A 13957-nucleotide genomic window follows, 5' to 3' on the forward strand; every position below is an offset into this window, starting at 1 on the left:
TTAGTACAAAAAAATCCTCAACTAATTTAAGTTGAGGATTTTGTGAATTTTATTAAACAAAAAAAGACTACTTTAGAAAACCATCAAGAAGAATTTGATATTTCCTCCCAACAGGAATAATTTCACCATTAAACATCGTAAGAGTTTTAAAAGTTACGGCTTTAATTTTAGCCACATTTACAATAAAAGAGCGATGCACCTGAACAAAATTAGTACTGTCAATTTCTGCGGCAATGCTTGAGAGCGAACCGTAAATAATCATGGGCGATTTTAGTTTGGTGCTGTACAATTTCATGTAGTTGCCCAGACTTTCGATATAAATAATATCGGTTAGTAGTGTTTCAGTCATTTGTCCGTTTACGCGGTGCGAAAGGACTTTAGTATCTGTAGTAGTTTCCTTTTTTGTGGTAGCGCCAGAGAAATAAATCTTGGCTTTTTCGATGGCTTTAGAGAATTTTTCGAACGAAATGGGTTTGAGTAAATAATCTATAGCATCGTTTTGGTACGCCGAAAGAGCAAAGTCAGAATAGGCTGTGGTGACAATTGTAAGCGGTCTTTTGGGTTGTAATTCCATCAATTCGACACCTGAAATTACGGGCATATTAATATCCAGAAAAATAATATCGTAGGTGTTTTCGTTGAGCATTTTTACAGCTTCCATACCACTAAAAGCACTTCCGGAATGTTCCAGATCGTCAAATTTAGAGATGTGCGATGCGAGCGCTTTATGTGCCGGCGATTCATCGTCTATGATAAGACAGCGGTAGGTAAGTGCCATATTTTTAATTTTACTATAAAGATATTCTTTTCTTTCTTGCAGTTGAGTTCGTGTCGTAAACCGTAAACTTCAAGACGTCTTTTTAGATTTTCGATTCCAATTCCCGTGCTCGAAAGTCGTGATCCCGATTCGAGATAATTGTTTTTTAAAGTAAAAGACAATTGGTTGCATTTTACCTTTAAATCTACATTTATAAAAGGTTTTGGAGTTTCGGCCGAGAATTTAACGGCATTTTCAACCAATGGTAAAAAGAACAAAGGCGGAATATCGATACTGTCGTAATCACCTTCAAAATGCTGGGTAACTTCAAGGCGTTCGTTCTGAAAAGTATAATACTCGATGTATTTTTTTATAAAGGCAATTTCTTCTTCCAGAAAAACATAATCTTTTTTGGTGGCTTCAATCTGATAACGCAACATGTCTGAAAGATTCAGGATTCGGTCCGGCAATTTATCAGGATCAGACAGTGATTCTCCGTATAAATTATTCATCGCATTCAGTAAAAAATGCGGATTGAGTTGTTGTTTCAAAAACGAAAGTTCTGATTTGAAATTCATAATATCCTTATCGGCATCCATGATTTTTTTAGTGATGACAACATGTATAAAATAGAAAAACATTCCGTTGATGATCAGCGATAATATTTGAAGCGTTTTGAAATTTCCCAAACCAACGAGTGGAAAAAACCAATTCATGAAAAAGTAAAACGAAGTCCAGTAAAGGGCAAAAAGTATAAAAAATACTTTAAGTCTTTTTTTAAATAAAAAGGGCCTAATAATAAAAACGTTAAAGATCGTTACCCAGATAATACAAGGTAAATATCCAACGGCTATTTTGCTCATGATATAACCCCAATCGTGACCGTCTAGTTTTATTTCGTCATAAACGCAGGCCAGAATAACCAAAATTATAAAGGTGTTTACGATGAGGTTTCTAAGAAAAAAGTTCTGATAAATTTTAAGAATCTTCATAACGGCAAAAATAGGCTAATATTATAGTTTGTAACGCTTTGTAATGTATAAATTATACAAACGCCATTCGTATAAATGATACGCCATTGGTATAAAAATGCTGTTATAATAGAGGCCTCGCCATTACTTTTGCCCCGGGTTTTAATCCTTTTTTCAATAAACGAAACTTTAATTTTATACCAATTTATGAAAACAAAAATCATTTGTGTTTTATTCATTTGTGCATCGATACGAACTATAGCTCAGGAAAAAGAAGCGCCTATGCAAACGGTGGTAAAAGCGGTAACAGATAAATTTCCGACTACGCGAATTTTAGACGTGCAATACGAACAATTGGGACCCACAAATTTTGATTCGAAACTTTTTGGAGATCGTTATGAAAGAGGCCGAATCGACCAGCACGACAGATTAAAAGTAGCCATCAATGTGCCATTTTTTGCTACAGCATCAAAACGTTTTGTGGTAACAGGATCTTTGCGTTACAAATACGAAACCTATGATTTTGGTAATGTTTATAATTATGCTACAGGTTCGAATTACACAAAAGAAAAAGAAGAGTTTCATTATTTTGCAGGAGCTGTGAGCGCGACTTACATGACAAAGCTTTTTAATAAGCCTGTTATTTACAACGCAACCGCCACTGTCGACGGAAATCAGGATAATGTACAACGTGTAAAAGGATTTGTAACCGCCAATATTGTGATTAAAAGAACCGCTAATACTACGATTACCGTTGGAGCTTTGGCCATGCTCGATCCGTCGTCTATCATTCCTGTTACGCCACTTTTTACGCTGAATCACAAATTCGAAGATTCAAAATGGGATTTGGATTTCATTCTTCCTCAGCGTTTATTGTTCAGAAGACAGTTGTTAGAAAATGGAAGAATTTCCTTCGGAACGGAACTAAATTCTGAAAGTTTTTATTTAAATTTAAATGCTTCAAATTTAAAAGGAATTTACGAGTTAAATCAGTTAGAATTAAAGTCTGGTATTACCTATGAATACCGCATTGCGCCTCAAATAATTGGTTTCTTAAAAGGAGGTGTTAATAATGTTTTGAGTACTCGTGTAACAGAAAGGGGTGAACGAACGTCTAAGTATATTTATGATCATAAAGAAGATGCTCAGGGCTATTTTAGATTCGGAATCTCTTACAATCCTTTTTAATCAGAATTAGTTCTATAGTTCATTTATTATTTTTTATAGTATTAAAATAAATAATTATGGTTGTTGAAGTTTTTAAAACAAATGTTCAAAAAGAAGCAGATACCAATTATATCATTGCCGTAATCCTGACGCAGTTTCCTGATTATAAAATTAATTTTGATCTCGAAGATTGCGATAAAATATTACGTGTCGAAGGGGTAGATCTGGAGCCAAATAATATCATAGACTATGTAAATTGTCTGGGATATACATGTGTGAAATTAGAATAGTTTATTTTTTTAATTTCGCTGATGAAGCACATTAATAGTGATTTTATTTTTATTAATGTAATGATTAAAAACAGGTATAAATACGCAGCTTTATATATCATTTTATAAATAATTTTGTACGATAATTTCTTTTGAAAATAGTTATGACAAGTTTTATTCTTTCTCTTTTGGCTTTACTTGTAAAGCAGTTAAGTTAACTGTTTTAATTCTTTTATTCTTTTTGTGACGCTTTTTCAGATTTGAAAAGGTTAATGCTCTTTTGGTCATTATTTTCTACATTTGTGGCCTATGAAAAAAGCGCTCCATCTCTTTGACTTTACTCAAAAAGTAAATTACAAAAACGAAATTTTAGCCGGTTTAACAGTGGCCATGACGATGATACCCGAATCGTTGTCGTTTGCTATTTTGGCTGGGTTTCCACCTTTGGTTGGTTTATATGCTGCTTTTATAGCCGGATTGGTTACTGCTATTTTTGGCGGAAGACCCGGCATGATTTCGGGCGGGGCAGGGGCAACCGTTATTGTTTTAATTGTCTTAATGAAATCGCACGGTATAGAATATGTTTTTGCAGCCGTCGCGCTTGGTGGTGTAGTGCAAATTTGCATCGGACTTTTTAAACTCGGAAAATTTATCAGGCTGGTTCCTCAACCCGTTATGTTTGGTTTTGTAAACGGTTTGGCGGTTGTGATTTTTATGTCGCAACTCGAGCAATTTAAAACAGTCGTAAACGGACAAGTTTCCTGGCTGCAGGGAACTCCTTTGTATATTATGCTGGGTTTAGTGGCTTTAACAATTGGAATCGTTTTACTTTTTCCAAAATTAACCAAAGCAGTTCCGGCGTCATTAGTCGCGATAATGGTAGTTTTTGCTATTGTTTTAATTTTTAATATCGAAACCAAAACGGTCGAAGATATTGCTTCGGTTCAAGGCGGATTTCCTCCGTTTCATATCCCTGATATTCCGCTTTCTTTTGAAACTTTCAAAGTTATATTTCCCTATTCTGTAATTGTTGCCGCCGTTGGTTTAACCGAAGGTTTGCTTACGCTGAATTTGGTCGATGAGATTACTGGAACACGAGGAAACAGCAATCGTGAATGTATTGCGCAAGGAAGTTCGAATATCTTAAATGGTTTCTTTTTTGGGATGGGAGGCTGCCCAATGATTGCCCAAACTTTAGTGAATCTTTCAGCAGGTTCCAGAGCTCGACTTTCGGGGATTATTGCTGCTTTAACCATTTTATTAATCATCCTTTTTGGAGCGCCTGTAATTGGTAAATTGCCAATGGCAGCTTTGGTTGGTGTTATGATGATGGTGGCGATTACGACGTTTGAATGGGCGAGTTTCAGAATCATTAACAAAATGCCCAAACACGATATTTTTGTTGGAATTCTGGTGGCTTTAATTACAATTGTATTGCATAATCTGGCATTAGCCGTTTTGATTGGGGTTATTATTTCAGCTCTTGTTTTTGCCTGGGAAAGTGCTAAACGTATTCGTGCAAAACATTTTATTGATGATGCAGGAGTAAAACACTACGAAATTTTCGGGCCGCTTTTTTTTGGTTCTATAGCCGCTTTTTTTGAAAAATTTGATGTTGCCAATGATCCTGATCACGTGATTATCGATTTTAAAGAAAGCCGTGTCGCTGATATGTCTGCAATTGAAGCACTGAATAATTTGACTAAGAAATACAATCAATTAAATAAAACAATCGAGCTACAGCATCTAAGTCCGGATTGTATCAAATTGCTTAAAAATGCCGAAGCAGTTATAAAAGTTAATGTAATTGAAGATCCTACTTATAAAGTGGTGTCTTAGAAATTAGAGAATGTGTCAATTAGAGAATGTGCCAATTTGATAATTAGATAATTTGGAATTGGGATTTACATTAAATAACACGCCAATTTTCTGTAGAGATGTACTGCAATGCTTCTACGTTGGATATTGAGATTATGTTAAAACTAATTACACGATAAACCCGACAGGTTTTTAAAACCTGTCGGGTTTGTTGTTTTGTTGATAAAAGGAAAAACATTGGTTCATTTAATTTTTAGTTTGTCAGGCTGAGCGTAGTCGAAGCCCACGTGTTAATTGGAGCGCCCTTCGACTCCGCTCAGGGTGACATGCTGTTGATTGTCTAATTGACAAATTATCTCATTAGTAATTCTATAAAGTTTGTCAGGCTGAGCGAAGTCGAAGCCCTCGTTATAATTGTAGCTCCCTAAAACACCGCGCAGGGTGACATGCTGTTCATTATCTAATTGACAAATTTTCTAATTATCTCATTTGTTTGATTTTCGTAACTTTGCCAAATGAAACTACAAGAAACACTCGAAGATTTTTATACGGTAAAAATAAAAGGAATGCCCGAGAATCTTAAAAAAGAAATCGGACATTTTAATGTTTTTAAACTCGACGATTATGTTGGGAGTACTTGTAATCCTTTGCCTTATACGCGAAAAGACTTTTATAAAATAAGTCTGATCGTGGGTAAGAACAAAGTGCATTATGCTGATAAAGTGGTTACTATTGATGACCAGGCTTTATTTTTTGCCAATCCTCAAATTCCGTACAGTTGGGAACATATTGATGAAAATCAAACCGGATTTTTCTGCATTTTTACAGATACTTTTTTCAGTCAGTTTGGGAATTTAAAAGAATATCCATTGTTTCAGCCTGGCGGAAATCCTGTTGTTCCGGTTTCAAAAGAACTTGCAGAAGATTTAAAGAACGTTTATTTAAAAATGTTTGATGAAATCAATTCAGATTATGCTTTTAAATATGATGTGATTCGGAATTTAGTTTTTGAGATTATTCATCTTGCACTAAAAACGCAAACTGTAACTGCTTCATTATATAGTAAGTCGAATGCGACGATACGAATTTCATCTTTGTTTCTGGAATTGCTGGAACGCCAATTTCCGATTGAATCTCTTTCTCACCAAATTAATTTTAGATCGCCATCAGAATTTGCTAATCAGTTGAATGTTCATGTCAATCATCTTAATAAAGCTTTAAAAGAAACTACCGGAAAAACTACTTCGCAGATTATATCCGAAAGAATTGTTCAGGAAGCCATGATTCTGCTCAAACAAACCAATTGGAATATTAACGAAATTGCCTGGTGTTTAGGTTTTGAAGAATTGTCTCATTTTATTAATTTCTTCAAGAAAAATACTCAGGTTTCACCAAAAAACTATCGCGTAACCGAAATTGTTTGATTTTCGTAACTTCTTGTTTGATTCCTTTAATTTTTTAGATGCACTTCGCCAATACCTTTGTCCTGTAATTAAATCTAAAAAAATTAAAAATCATGGAAAATAACAAAGTTTGGTTTATCACAGGTGCTTCAAAAGGACTTGGATTAGAATTGGCTAAAAAATTATTATCAGAAGGGTATAAAGTAGCGGCAACATCAAGAAGTGAAGAAGCTTTGATTAAAGTATTTGGAGATGTATCTGAAAATTTCCTTCCTTTAGAAATGGATTTGGTAGATGAAAAAAGCGTTAAAAATGCGATTGAAGTAGCAGTAAGTCATTTTAAAACTATAGATGTTTTAGTAAATAATGCAGGTTATGGTTTATTAGGAGCACTAGAAGAATTGACTGATGCAGAATCGAGAAAAAATTATGAGGTAAATGTTTTCGGATTATTAAATGTAATCAGAAATACAGTACCGTACATGCGTGCAAAACAATCAGGACATATCTTTAATATCTCGTCTGTTGGTGGTTATCACGGTGGTTTTGCAGGTTGGGGAATCTATTGTTCTACAAAATTTGCTGTAGCGGGTTTAACAGAGTCGTTATCTGCCGAAGTAAAAGAATTCGGAATCAATGCTACGATAGTATATCCGGGTTATTTTAGAACCGATTTCTTAAAAGACAGTTCGTTATTACTACCACAAAATCCAATTGCAGATTATAAAGCTGTAAGACAATCTGAAAGCGCACACAAAGGCGATATCAATCAAAATCAGCCGGGAGATCCTGTAAAATTAGCAGAAGCTTTAATAAAAGCAAGTAAGAACCAAAATCCACCTTTGCATTTGTTTTTAGGAGAAGATGCTTATAATATGGCGAATCAAAAAATAGAAAGTGTTCAGAAGGATTTAGAAAACTGGAAAGCAGTTTCTGTTTCGACTGGGCTTTAATTAGAAAATGTGCCAATTTGATAATTAGAAAATGATATTTGCAGCGATTATTATTGTAGAGACGCACTGCAGTGCGTCTACGTTATTGATTTGCTACAATTGGTATACGTGCTAATTATTCTAAAAAATAAACCCGACAGGTTTTTAAAACCTGTCGGGTTTGTTGTGTTTATAAGTTTGTCAGGCTGAGCGAAGTCGAAGCCCACGTGCCAATTGCAACGTCCTTCGACTTCGCTCAGGATGACACTCAATTCATTATCTAGTTAACCAGCATTGATTTTACATCGCTCAGTTTCCCGTCAACGTGGTCAATTTGCAATCCTAAAATATGAGCAATTAAAGGATAAACCGAAACATTCTGAAATGTTTTTACTTCTTTGTCCACTTTAAAAGCCGGGCCTTTTGCATAGAAAATCGCGTGCATATCTTTTTCTTCATTATCGTAGCCATGTGTTCCGCCTTTTATATTTTGGTTTTTGTCTTTTGCTAAGCTATATCCTTTTTTGGCTTCAATCACAAAATCATGAACTCTTGGATTGGTTCCGTAATGCAATCTTTTAGGAACTTCAGTTGATTTCCAAAACTTGATGTGCGGGACTTTTTTTAAAGCTTTTACAATAGAATCCTGACAACCCGGTTTTGCCTGAAGACTCATAATAGGATTAATTACATCTTTATAACCTAACCATTCCGGTTTTAGATAATCGAGAACAACTACTTTTTTATCATTGCTGATATCGGCCATTCCGTGATCTGAAACAATAATTAAATTGATTTGTTTTCCAATGGCTAACTGATCTAATTTTCTGGACAATTCTCCCATAATAGAATCCATTTTGATCACCATTTTTTTGTTTTCAGGAGAAAGCGGACCAAAATTGTGTCCCGTATGATCGGGTTCATCAAAATATAAAGTCACCAAATGCGGACGTTGTTTTTCAGGAAGCTGTAACCATTTTAAAACCGTATCGATTCTGGCTCCGTATGGAATTTTATTATCGTAATTTTTAAAATAGCTTGGATTTCTTTTGTCAATATCAGAACCCGGCCAGAAAAAAGAAGCAGCCTTTACGCCTTGTTGTTCGGCAACATTCCAAATGGGATTTCCGCCATAAAATCTGGAATCATTTTTTGCTTTGCTTGAAAGTGAAAAAGATTCGTTTAAAGCTGAGTCGTAAAAAACGTTGTTTATAATTCCGTGATGATCAGGATAAAGTCCCGTTACAATCGAATAATGATTTGGGAAAGTTTTACTTGGATAAGAAGGTTTCATTGACTTAGCATGAACGCCTTCTTTTGCAATTTGCTTTAAATTAGGAAGGTTAAACTGTTTTTGAAAATCCCAACGAAAACCGTCCATAGAAACTAAAACGACATAAGCATCTTTATTGGATTGAGAATAGGAAATAGAGGTAAGAAGTAAAAATGTAAAAAACAATAGGTGAGTTGTAAATTTTCTCATTTTGCAATTTTAATAGAAATGCAAAGGTAGAGATAACAGATTTTTTGAAGAAAAAGAGAATGTTAAATAAAAAGGATAGCCACGAATTTCACGAATTATCACGAATGATTTTTGCGAAAAGAGTTTGTCACAGATTAAAAGGATTAAATAGATTAATCTGTGAAAACCTTTTTAGTTTGCGACTAAAAATATATTCGTAAAGATTAGAAAAAAGAATTCGTGAAAATTCGTGAAATTCGTGGCGAAAAAATCTTTTTAATCCGTACAATCTGTGGCAAAAAAAAACGCCAGATCAAATCTGGCGTTTATAAGTAAGAACTTAAAGAATGAATTACATCATTCCTGGCATACCGCCACCCATTGGCATTCCGCCAGCGCTTTCTTCTTTAATATCAATTAATGCACATTCTGTAGTAAGGATCATTCCGGCAACAGATGCAGCATTTTCTAATGCAACACGAGTTACTTTTTTAGGATCGATAATTCCAGCTGTAAGCATATCTACATATTCGTCAGTTTTTGCATTGTATCCAAAATCACCTGAACCTTCAGAAACTTTTGCTACTACTACAGAACCTTCAAGACCTGCATTTTCAACAATAGTTCTTAATGGAGATTCAACCGCACGAGATACAATCTGAATTCCTGTTGCTTCGTCAGCGTTATCTGCTTTAAGATCAGCTAATGCAGCTTTTGCTCTTAATAAAGCAACACCACCACCAGCAACAATTCCTTCTTCAACAGCAGCACGAGTAGCGTGTAAAGCATCATCAACTCTGTCTTTTTTCTCTTTCATTTCAACTTCAGAAGCAGCACCAACATAAAGAACAGCAACACCACCAGCTAATTTAGCCAAACGCTCTTGCAATTTTTCTTTATCATAATCAGATGTAGTAGTCTCCATCTGACCTTTAATTTGGTTTACTCTGTTTTTGATAATGTCAGCTTCACCAGCACCACTTACAATAGTAGTGTTGTCTTTATCGATAGAAACTCTTTTTGCAGTTCCTAACATTTCGATAGTTGTATTTTCAAGAGTATAACCTCTTTCTTCAGAAATTACAGTTCCACCAGTTAAGATTGCGATATCTTCTAACATTGCTTTTCTTCTGTCTCCAAAACCTGGAGCTTTTACAGCAGCAATTTTAAGAGCCCCTCTTAATTTGTTTACTACAAGAGTTGAAAGAGCTTCTCCGTCAACATCTTCAGCAATAATTAATAATGGTTTTCCTGATTGAGCAACTGGCTCTAAAACTGGAAGTAATTCTTTTAAAGAAGATACTTTTTTGTCGTATAATAAGATGTATGGAGAGTCTAATTCAACTTCCATTTTCTCTGGGTTTGTTACGAAATAAGGAGAAAGATATCCTCTGTCAAACTGCATACCTTCAACAACATCCACGAAAGTGTCTGTTCCTTTAGCTTCTTCAACAGTAATAACACCTTCTTTACCTACTTTAGCAAAAGCAGTAGCGATTAATTCACCAATAACTTCGTCATTATTTGCAGAGATAGAAGCAATTTGTTTAATTTTATCAGAATCGCTTCCAACAACTTTAGCTTGTTTTGCAAGGTCAGCAACGATAGCTTCAACAGCTTTATCGATACCACGTTTCAAGTCCATTGGATTGGCACCTGCAGCAACGTTTTTAAGACCTTCTTTTACGATTGCCTGCGCTAAAACTGTAGCAGTTGTAGTTCCGTCACCCGCTAAATCATTAGTTTTAGAAGCAACTTCTTTAACCATTTGCGCGCCCATATTTTCTAATGGGTCTTTTAATTCGATTTCTTTTGCAACAGAAACACCATCTTTAGTAACAGTTGGTCCACCAAAAGATTTTCCAATAATTACATTACGACCTTTTGGTCCAAGAGTTACTTTTACAGCATTTGCTAATGCATCAACACCACGTTTTAATCCGTCACGTGCTTCAATATCAAATTTTATATCTTTTGCCATTTTTTATTTGCTTTAGGCAGTAGGCTTTAAGCTTTATGCTTTCTACTGCTGAATTAAGTTTGTTTAATGTTTGATTTGTTTTAGGTTATTTAGTCTTAATTTCTAATACTAAAAACTTAATACATATTTTTTTAGATAATTGCTAAGATGTCATCTTCGCGCATAATCAAATAATCAGTTCCTTCAAGTTTTAATTCTGTTCCTGCATATTTACCATAAAGTACAGTGTCGCCAACTTTTACAGTCATAGTATGGTCTTTAGAACCATTTCCTACAGCTACAACAGTTCCTTTTTGTGGTTTTTCTTTGGCAGTATCAGGAATAAAAATACCTGAGGCAGTTTTTGTTTCAGCTGCAACAGGCTCAATAAGTACGCGATCTGAAAGCGGTTTAATGTTTAAGGCCATGATTTTATATTTTATAATTATTATAAGTTATACGTTTTATATGCTCTATTGGATTTCAGAAATTATGCCACGTTGGTAAAACTGACATTATTTCCTAAAAAAAATGCCAGCTTTGACAGGCTGGCATTTTATATTTATTTCAAAAATTATTATTTTGCTGCAGGAGTTGCCGGAGCAGGTGTTTGTTGAGCTGGAGCAGCAGGTGTGCTAGCAGCAGGAACTTCAGATTTGTCAATAATTTTAGAGTCAGTATCACTTAATGATCCTGTAAAACTTAAACTTGAAAGCAAGATTAGAGCAATCAAAATAGTAGCTAATGTCCAGGTACTTTTATCTAAAAAGTCAGTCGTTTTTTGTACTCCACCTAACATTTGAGTTCCGCTAATTGTAGACGATAATCCGCCTCCTTTAGGGTTTTGAACCATGATTACTACGATCAATAGAAAACAAACTATTGTGATTAAAACTAAAAAAATTGAAAATGTGCTCATTGCTTAATTATTATTGTTATTTTGTTGTAAAATCTTTATATCCGAAATGCGGTCTGCAAAGAAACTAATTTTTTCTGGATATTTCAAAATTAATATTTCATATGCTTGTATTGCTTTTGTATATTTTTTTTGTTCCAGATATACTCTTGCCAAAGTCTCTGTCATTAAGTAGGTATTTTCCTCTTTATTAACATCAATTTGTACCGCAGGAGTTATGGGTGTTTGTTTTATAGGAGAAATTTTCGGGTTGGTTTCGATGAATTTATCAATCAATTCAGCCTTTTTCTTTTTCTCTTCATCAATTATATCTGCTTCAACTTTTGGTTCAGCAGTTTTTTTGATTTCTTTTAATTCCTGAGGACCTTCTTCTGTTCTGTCAATTGGTTCTGTTTTTGCTAACTGAAGCCATTCCTGAAATGAATGCTTTTCATTAACAGAGAAATCAAGAGGTTTTCCTATTTCAAGGTTTTCCTCTGCAATTTTTATATTTTCCTGAATTTCAGTTTCTTTTGGTTCCTCAGTTATTTTTGGTTCTTCAAAAACTACTGTGTTGGCTTCTTTAATAGAATTTAAGATCGATTGTTCGATAGGATCAACTCTTACTTCCGGAATTTTCGGTTCTACTACTTCTTCCTCTTCTTCTACTATTTCTTCAAAAAAGGTTTTGGTAGGTTCTTTAGTCGTAGTTAAAATTGGTTGCTCAGCAATTTGCTCCTCTTTTGGTTCTTCGATTTTAGGTGCTTCTTCAAAAGTTATATTGGCAACTTCTTTAATAGATTCTAATATAGACTGCTCAACAACCGGATCAAGAGGTTTCTCTTCAATTTCTCCTTCAGGACTGGTTGGCGCTACTGCTACAAAAGTGTCTAAAATAGATTGTTCTGTAATCGGTTCAATTGGATTTTCTTCAATTTTTGCAGGTTCTTCAAAAGTGGCTGGTGCTACTTCTTTAAAAGTATCTAAAATAGATTGCTCTGTAATTGTTGGAGTAATTGGCTCTATTTTAACCTCTTCGGTTTTAACCGGTTCAGTAACTGGAGCTAATTCTTCAAAAGTAGTGGTTGTTACTTCTTTAAAAGAATTTAAAATTGATTCTTCGTCAATTATTTCGATTGGTTTTTCCTCAATTTTTGCAGATTCTTCAAAAGTAGTTGATGTTACTTCTTTAAAAGAATCCAGAATCGTTTGCTCATCAATTATTTCAATTGGTTTTTCTTCGATTTTTTCTGGCTCTGTAAAAGTAGCGGTTGTTGCTCCTTTTATTGAATTTAAAATCGATTGTTCAATTGGATCAATGCGAACTTCAGTCGCTTTTTTGATTTCTTCAAAAGATACAATCTCACTGTCAAATACTTTAATTTCTAAAAGATCTCTTAGTTTTTGATCGTAAAAATCATTCTGAATAGAGGTAAAAGTTTCAGAAGTGATAAAATCAAATAAAACAGCGCGGTCAGTAGTATGAGCGGCCGTAACTTTTAATGCATAATTATACTTAAAGCTATTTTGATTGTAAAGTCCTTTTAATCGCAATGCTCTCGCACTTTGAAAATACGGAAATTCATTCAAAACACTTCCTAATGCGTCCGCTTGCTTTTCTGTGATAGCATCGGGTTTGTTCATTAAGTAGGTATAATCAGTTACATTCATGTTTTTTTGTTTAATCGTTTTTTTGTTTAACTGTTTAATCGTTTAAAAGAATCGATTAAACAATTAACCGATTTCAACAAATAAACATTTTTACCATTTTGCTAATGAATCATTAAAGATATCCTGCGTGATTCTTTCAAAAATAGTTTGAAGCGCTGTATTTAAAACAGCTCCTGTTGGTAATCCTGTTCCCGGGAAATCATAATAAAACTCAAATGGTTTCTCGAAATCATCTGTTTCTTTATTTTTATTGGTAAACCTTACATTGATACGAATCGTTAAACGGTTTTGCGCAGCTTGCTGGTCAGCAGTTGCTGTCATTGGCGTTGTTCTGTAATCTACAATTTCTCCTTCGTAAACTAAATCGCCACTATTACTTACTAAGTTTAGATTGGTTTGATTTTGAATTAAATCCTGCAAAGCCAATGTAAATTGTCTGTCAATTCCCGGTTCGATCAAATCAGCATTATTCTGAAAGAAGTTAACCTGAAACGTTTTGGCGTCGATTTTTCCTGTTCCTGTAAAGTTATAAACAGAGCAGCCGCTTAACATAAAGAGACTCATTAAGGCTAATAAAGAATATATTTTTTTCATAGTAGTACTCGTCGTAAATTCCAATATTTTTCAAATATAGTAATTTGGAATTTGGAAT

At 34.3% G+C, this 13957-nt stretch carries 13 protein-coding genes; 5 read left to right on the forward strand and 8 right to left on the reverse strand.

Annotation, left to right across the window (positions count from 1 at the left end):
• Positions 1 to 67 precede the first annotated feature (67 nt).
• Both L0669_RS09565 and L0669_RS09570 read right to left on the reverse strand, forming a co-directional pair.
• Positions 68 to 778 (reverse strand): LytR/AlgR family response regulator transcription factor, encoded by a 711-nt coding sequence (locus tag L0669_RS09565; RefSeq protein ID WP_263763047.1) that lies wholly within the window; start codon positions 776 to 778, stop codon positions 68 to 70.
• A complete protein-coding gene (locus tag L0669_RS09570) occupies positions 748 to 1749 on the reverse strand; it encodes a sensor histidine kinase (protein WP_263763049.1) in 1002 nt (333 codons plus the stop codon). Before L0669_RS09570 ends, L0669_RS09565 begins: the two co-directional genes overlap by 31 nt.
• Before the next feature lie 186 nt (positions 1750 to 1935).
• On the opposite strand from L0669_RS09570, the gene L0669_RS09575 reads away from it, so the two are divergent.
• From L0669_RS09575 to L0669_RS09595, 5 genes are all read left to right on the forward strand, one after another.
• Positions 1936 to 2916: a DUF6268 family outer membrane beta-barrel protein gene (locus tag L0669_RS09575; RefSeq protein WP_263763051.1), complete on the forward strand. Its 981-nt coding sequence runs from the start codon at positions 1936 to 1938 to the stop codon at positions 2914 to 2916.
• 56 nt (positions 2917 to 2972) lie between these two features.
• Complete coding sequence (locus tag L0669_RS09580; RefSeq protein ID WP_065452198.1) at positions 2973 to 3185, forward strand: hypothetical protein; 213 nt, start codon at positions 2973 to 2975, stop codon at positions 3183 to 3185.
• Positions 3186 to 3473: 288 nt separating this feature from the next.
• Positions 3474 to 5003: a SulP family inorganic anion transporter gene (locus tag L0669_RS09585; protein WP_263763053.1), complete on the forward strand. Its 1530-nt coding sequence runs from the start codon at positions 3474 to 3476 to the stop codon at positions 5001 to 5003.
• A gap of 494 nt (positions 5004 to 5497) precedes the next feature.
• Entirely contained in the window at positions 5498 to 6406 is a 909-nt protein-coding gene (locus tag L0669_RS09590; protein ID WP_263763055.1) for a helix-turn-helix domain-containing protein, read from the forward strand.
• A 92-nt stretch (positions 6407 to 6498) separates the two neighbouring features.
• Entirely contained in the window at positions 6499 to 7338 is an 840-nt protein-coding gene (locus tag L0669_RS09595) for an oxidoreductase (protein ID WP_263763057.1), read from the forward strand.
• 259 nt (positions 7339 to 7597) lie between these two features.
• Here the strand turns inward: L0669_RS09595 and L0669_RS09600 are convergent, their stop codons facing one another.
• The 6 genes from L0669_RS09600 to L0669_RS09625 all read right to left on the reverse strand — a co-directional run bounded on the left by L0669_RS09600 (position 7598) and on the right by L0669_RS09625 (position 13899).
• A complete protein-coding gene (locus tag L0669_RS09600; protein WP_263763059.1) occupies positions 7598 to 8800 on the reverse strand; it encodes an alkaline phosphatase family protein in 1203 nt (400 codons plus the stop codon).
• Positions 8801 to 9131: 331 nt separating this feature from the next.
• The gene (gene groL / locus L0669_RS09605; RefSeq protein ID WP_056204939.1) at positions 9132 to 10760 is read right to left on the reverse strand and encodes a chaperonin GroEL; all 1629 of its coding nucleotides are present in this window, start codon (positions 10758 to 10760) and stop codon (positions 9132 to 9134) included.
• A gap of 131 nt (positions 10761 to 10891) precedes the next feature.
• Positions 10892 to 11167, reverse strand: a complete 276-nt coding sequence (locus tag L0669_RS09610; protein ID WP_012023920.1) for a co-chaperone GroES — start codon at positions 11165 to 11167, stop codon at positions 10892 to 10894.
• Positions 11168 to 11316: 149 nt separating this feature from the next.
• The gene (gene secG / locus L0669_RS09615) at positions 11317 to 11658 is read right to left on the reverse strand and encodes a preprotein translocase subunit SecG (protein WP_065452204.1); all 342 of its coding nucleotides are present in this window, start codon (positions 11656 to 11658) and stop codon (positions 11317 to 11319) included.
• Positions 11659 to 11661: 3 nt separating this feature from the next.
• Positions 11662 to 13305 (reverse strand): tetratricopeptide repeat protein, encoded by a 1644-nt coding sequence (locus tag L0669_RS09620; RefSeq protein ID WP_263763061.1) that lies wholly within the window; start codon positions 13303 to 13305, stop codon positions 11662 to 11664.
• 90 nt (positions 13306 to 13395) lie between these two features.
• Positions 13396 to 13899: an LptE family protein gene (locus L0669_RS09625; RefSeq protein WP_173972042.1), complete on the reverse strand. Its 504-nt coding sequence runs from the start codon at positions 13897 to 13899 to the stop codon at positions 13396 to 13398.
• Between the last annotated feature and the right edge of the window lie 58 nt (positions 13900 to 13957).

This window comes from Flavobacterium bizetiae, from assembly GCF_024271895.1.
Taxonomy (GTDB): Bacteria; Bacteroidota; Bacteroidia; order Flavobacteriales; family Flavobacteriaceae; genus Flavobacterium; species Flavobacterium bizetiae.

What these genes read in the sequence shown, in the direction of transcription:
- L0669_RS09565 (WP_263763047.1), bottom strand. Translation starts at nt 778, where the DNA reads ATGGCACTTACCTACCGCTGTCTTATCATAGACGATGAATCGCCGGCA.
- L0669_RS09570 (WP_263763049.1), bottom strand. Translation starts at nt 1,749, where the DNA reads ATGAAGATTCTTAAAATTTATCAGAACTTTTTTCTTAGAAACCTCATC.
- L0669_RS09575 (WP_263763051.1), top strand. Translation starts at nt 1,936, where the DNA reads ATGAAAACAAAAATCATTTGTGTTTTATTCATTTGTGCATCGATACGA.
- L0669_RS09580 (WP_065452198.1), top strand. Translation starts at nt 2,973, where the DNA reads ATGGTTGTTGAAGTTTTTAAAACAAATGTTCAAAAAGAAGCAGATACC.
- L0669_RS09585 (WP_263763053.1), top strand. Translation starts at nt 3,474, where the DNA reads ATGAAAAAAGCGCTCCATCTCTTTGACTTTACTCAAAAAGTAAATTAC.
- L0669_RS09590 (WP_263763055.1), top strand. Translation starts at nt 5,498, where the DNA reads ATGAAACTACAAGAAACACTCGAAGATTTTTATACGGTAAAAATAAAA.
- L0669_RS09595 (WP_263763057.1), top strand. Translation starts at nt 6,499, where the DNA reads ATGGAAAATAACAAAGTTTGGTTTATCACAGGTGCTTCAAAAGGACTT.
- L0669_RS09600 (WP_263763059.1), bottom strand. Translation starts at nt 8,800, where the DNA reads ATGAGAAAATTTACAACTCACCTATTGTTTTTTACATTTTTACTTCTT.
- groL (WP_056204939.1), bottom strand. Translation starts at nt 10,760, where the DNA reads ATGGCAAAAGATATAAAATTTGATATTGAAGCACGTGACGGATTAAAA.
- L0669_RS09610 (WP_012023920.1), bottom strand. Translation starts at nt 11,167, where the DNA reads ATGGCCTTAAACATTAAACCGCTTTCAGATCGCGTACTTATTGAGCCT.
- secG (WP_065452204.1), bottom strand. Translation starts at nt 11,658, where the DNA reads ATGAGCACATTTTCAATTTTTTTAGTTTTAATCACAATAGTTTGTTTT.
- L0669_RS09620 (WP_263763061.1), bottom strand. Translation starts at nt 13,305, where the DNA reads ATGAATGTAACTGATTATACCTACTTAATGAACAAACCCGATGCTATC.
- L0669_RS09625 (WP_173972042.1), bottom strand. Translation starts at nt 13,899, where the DNA reads ATGAAAAAAATATATTCTTTATTAGCCTTAATGAGTCTCTTTATGTTA.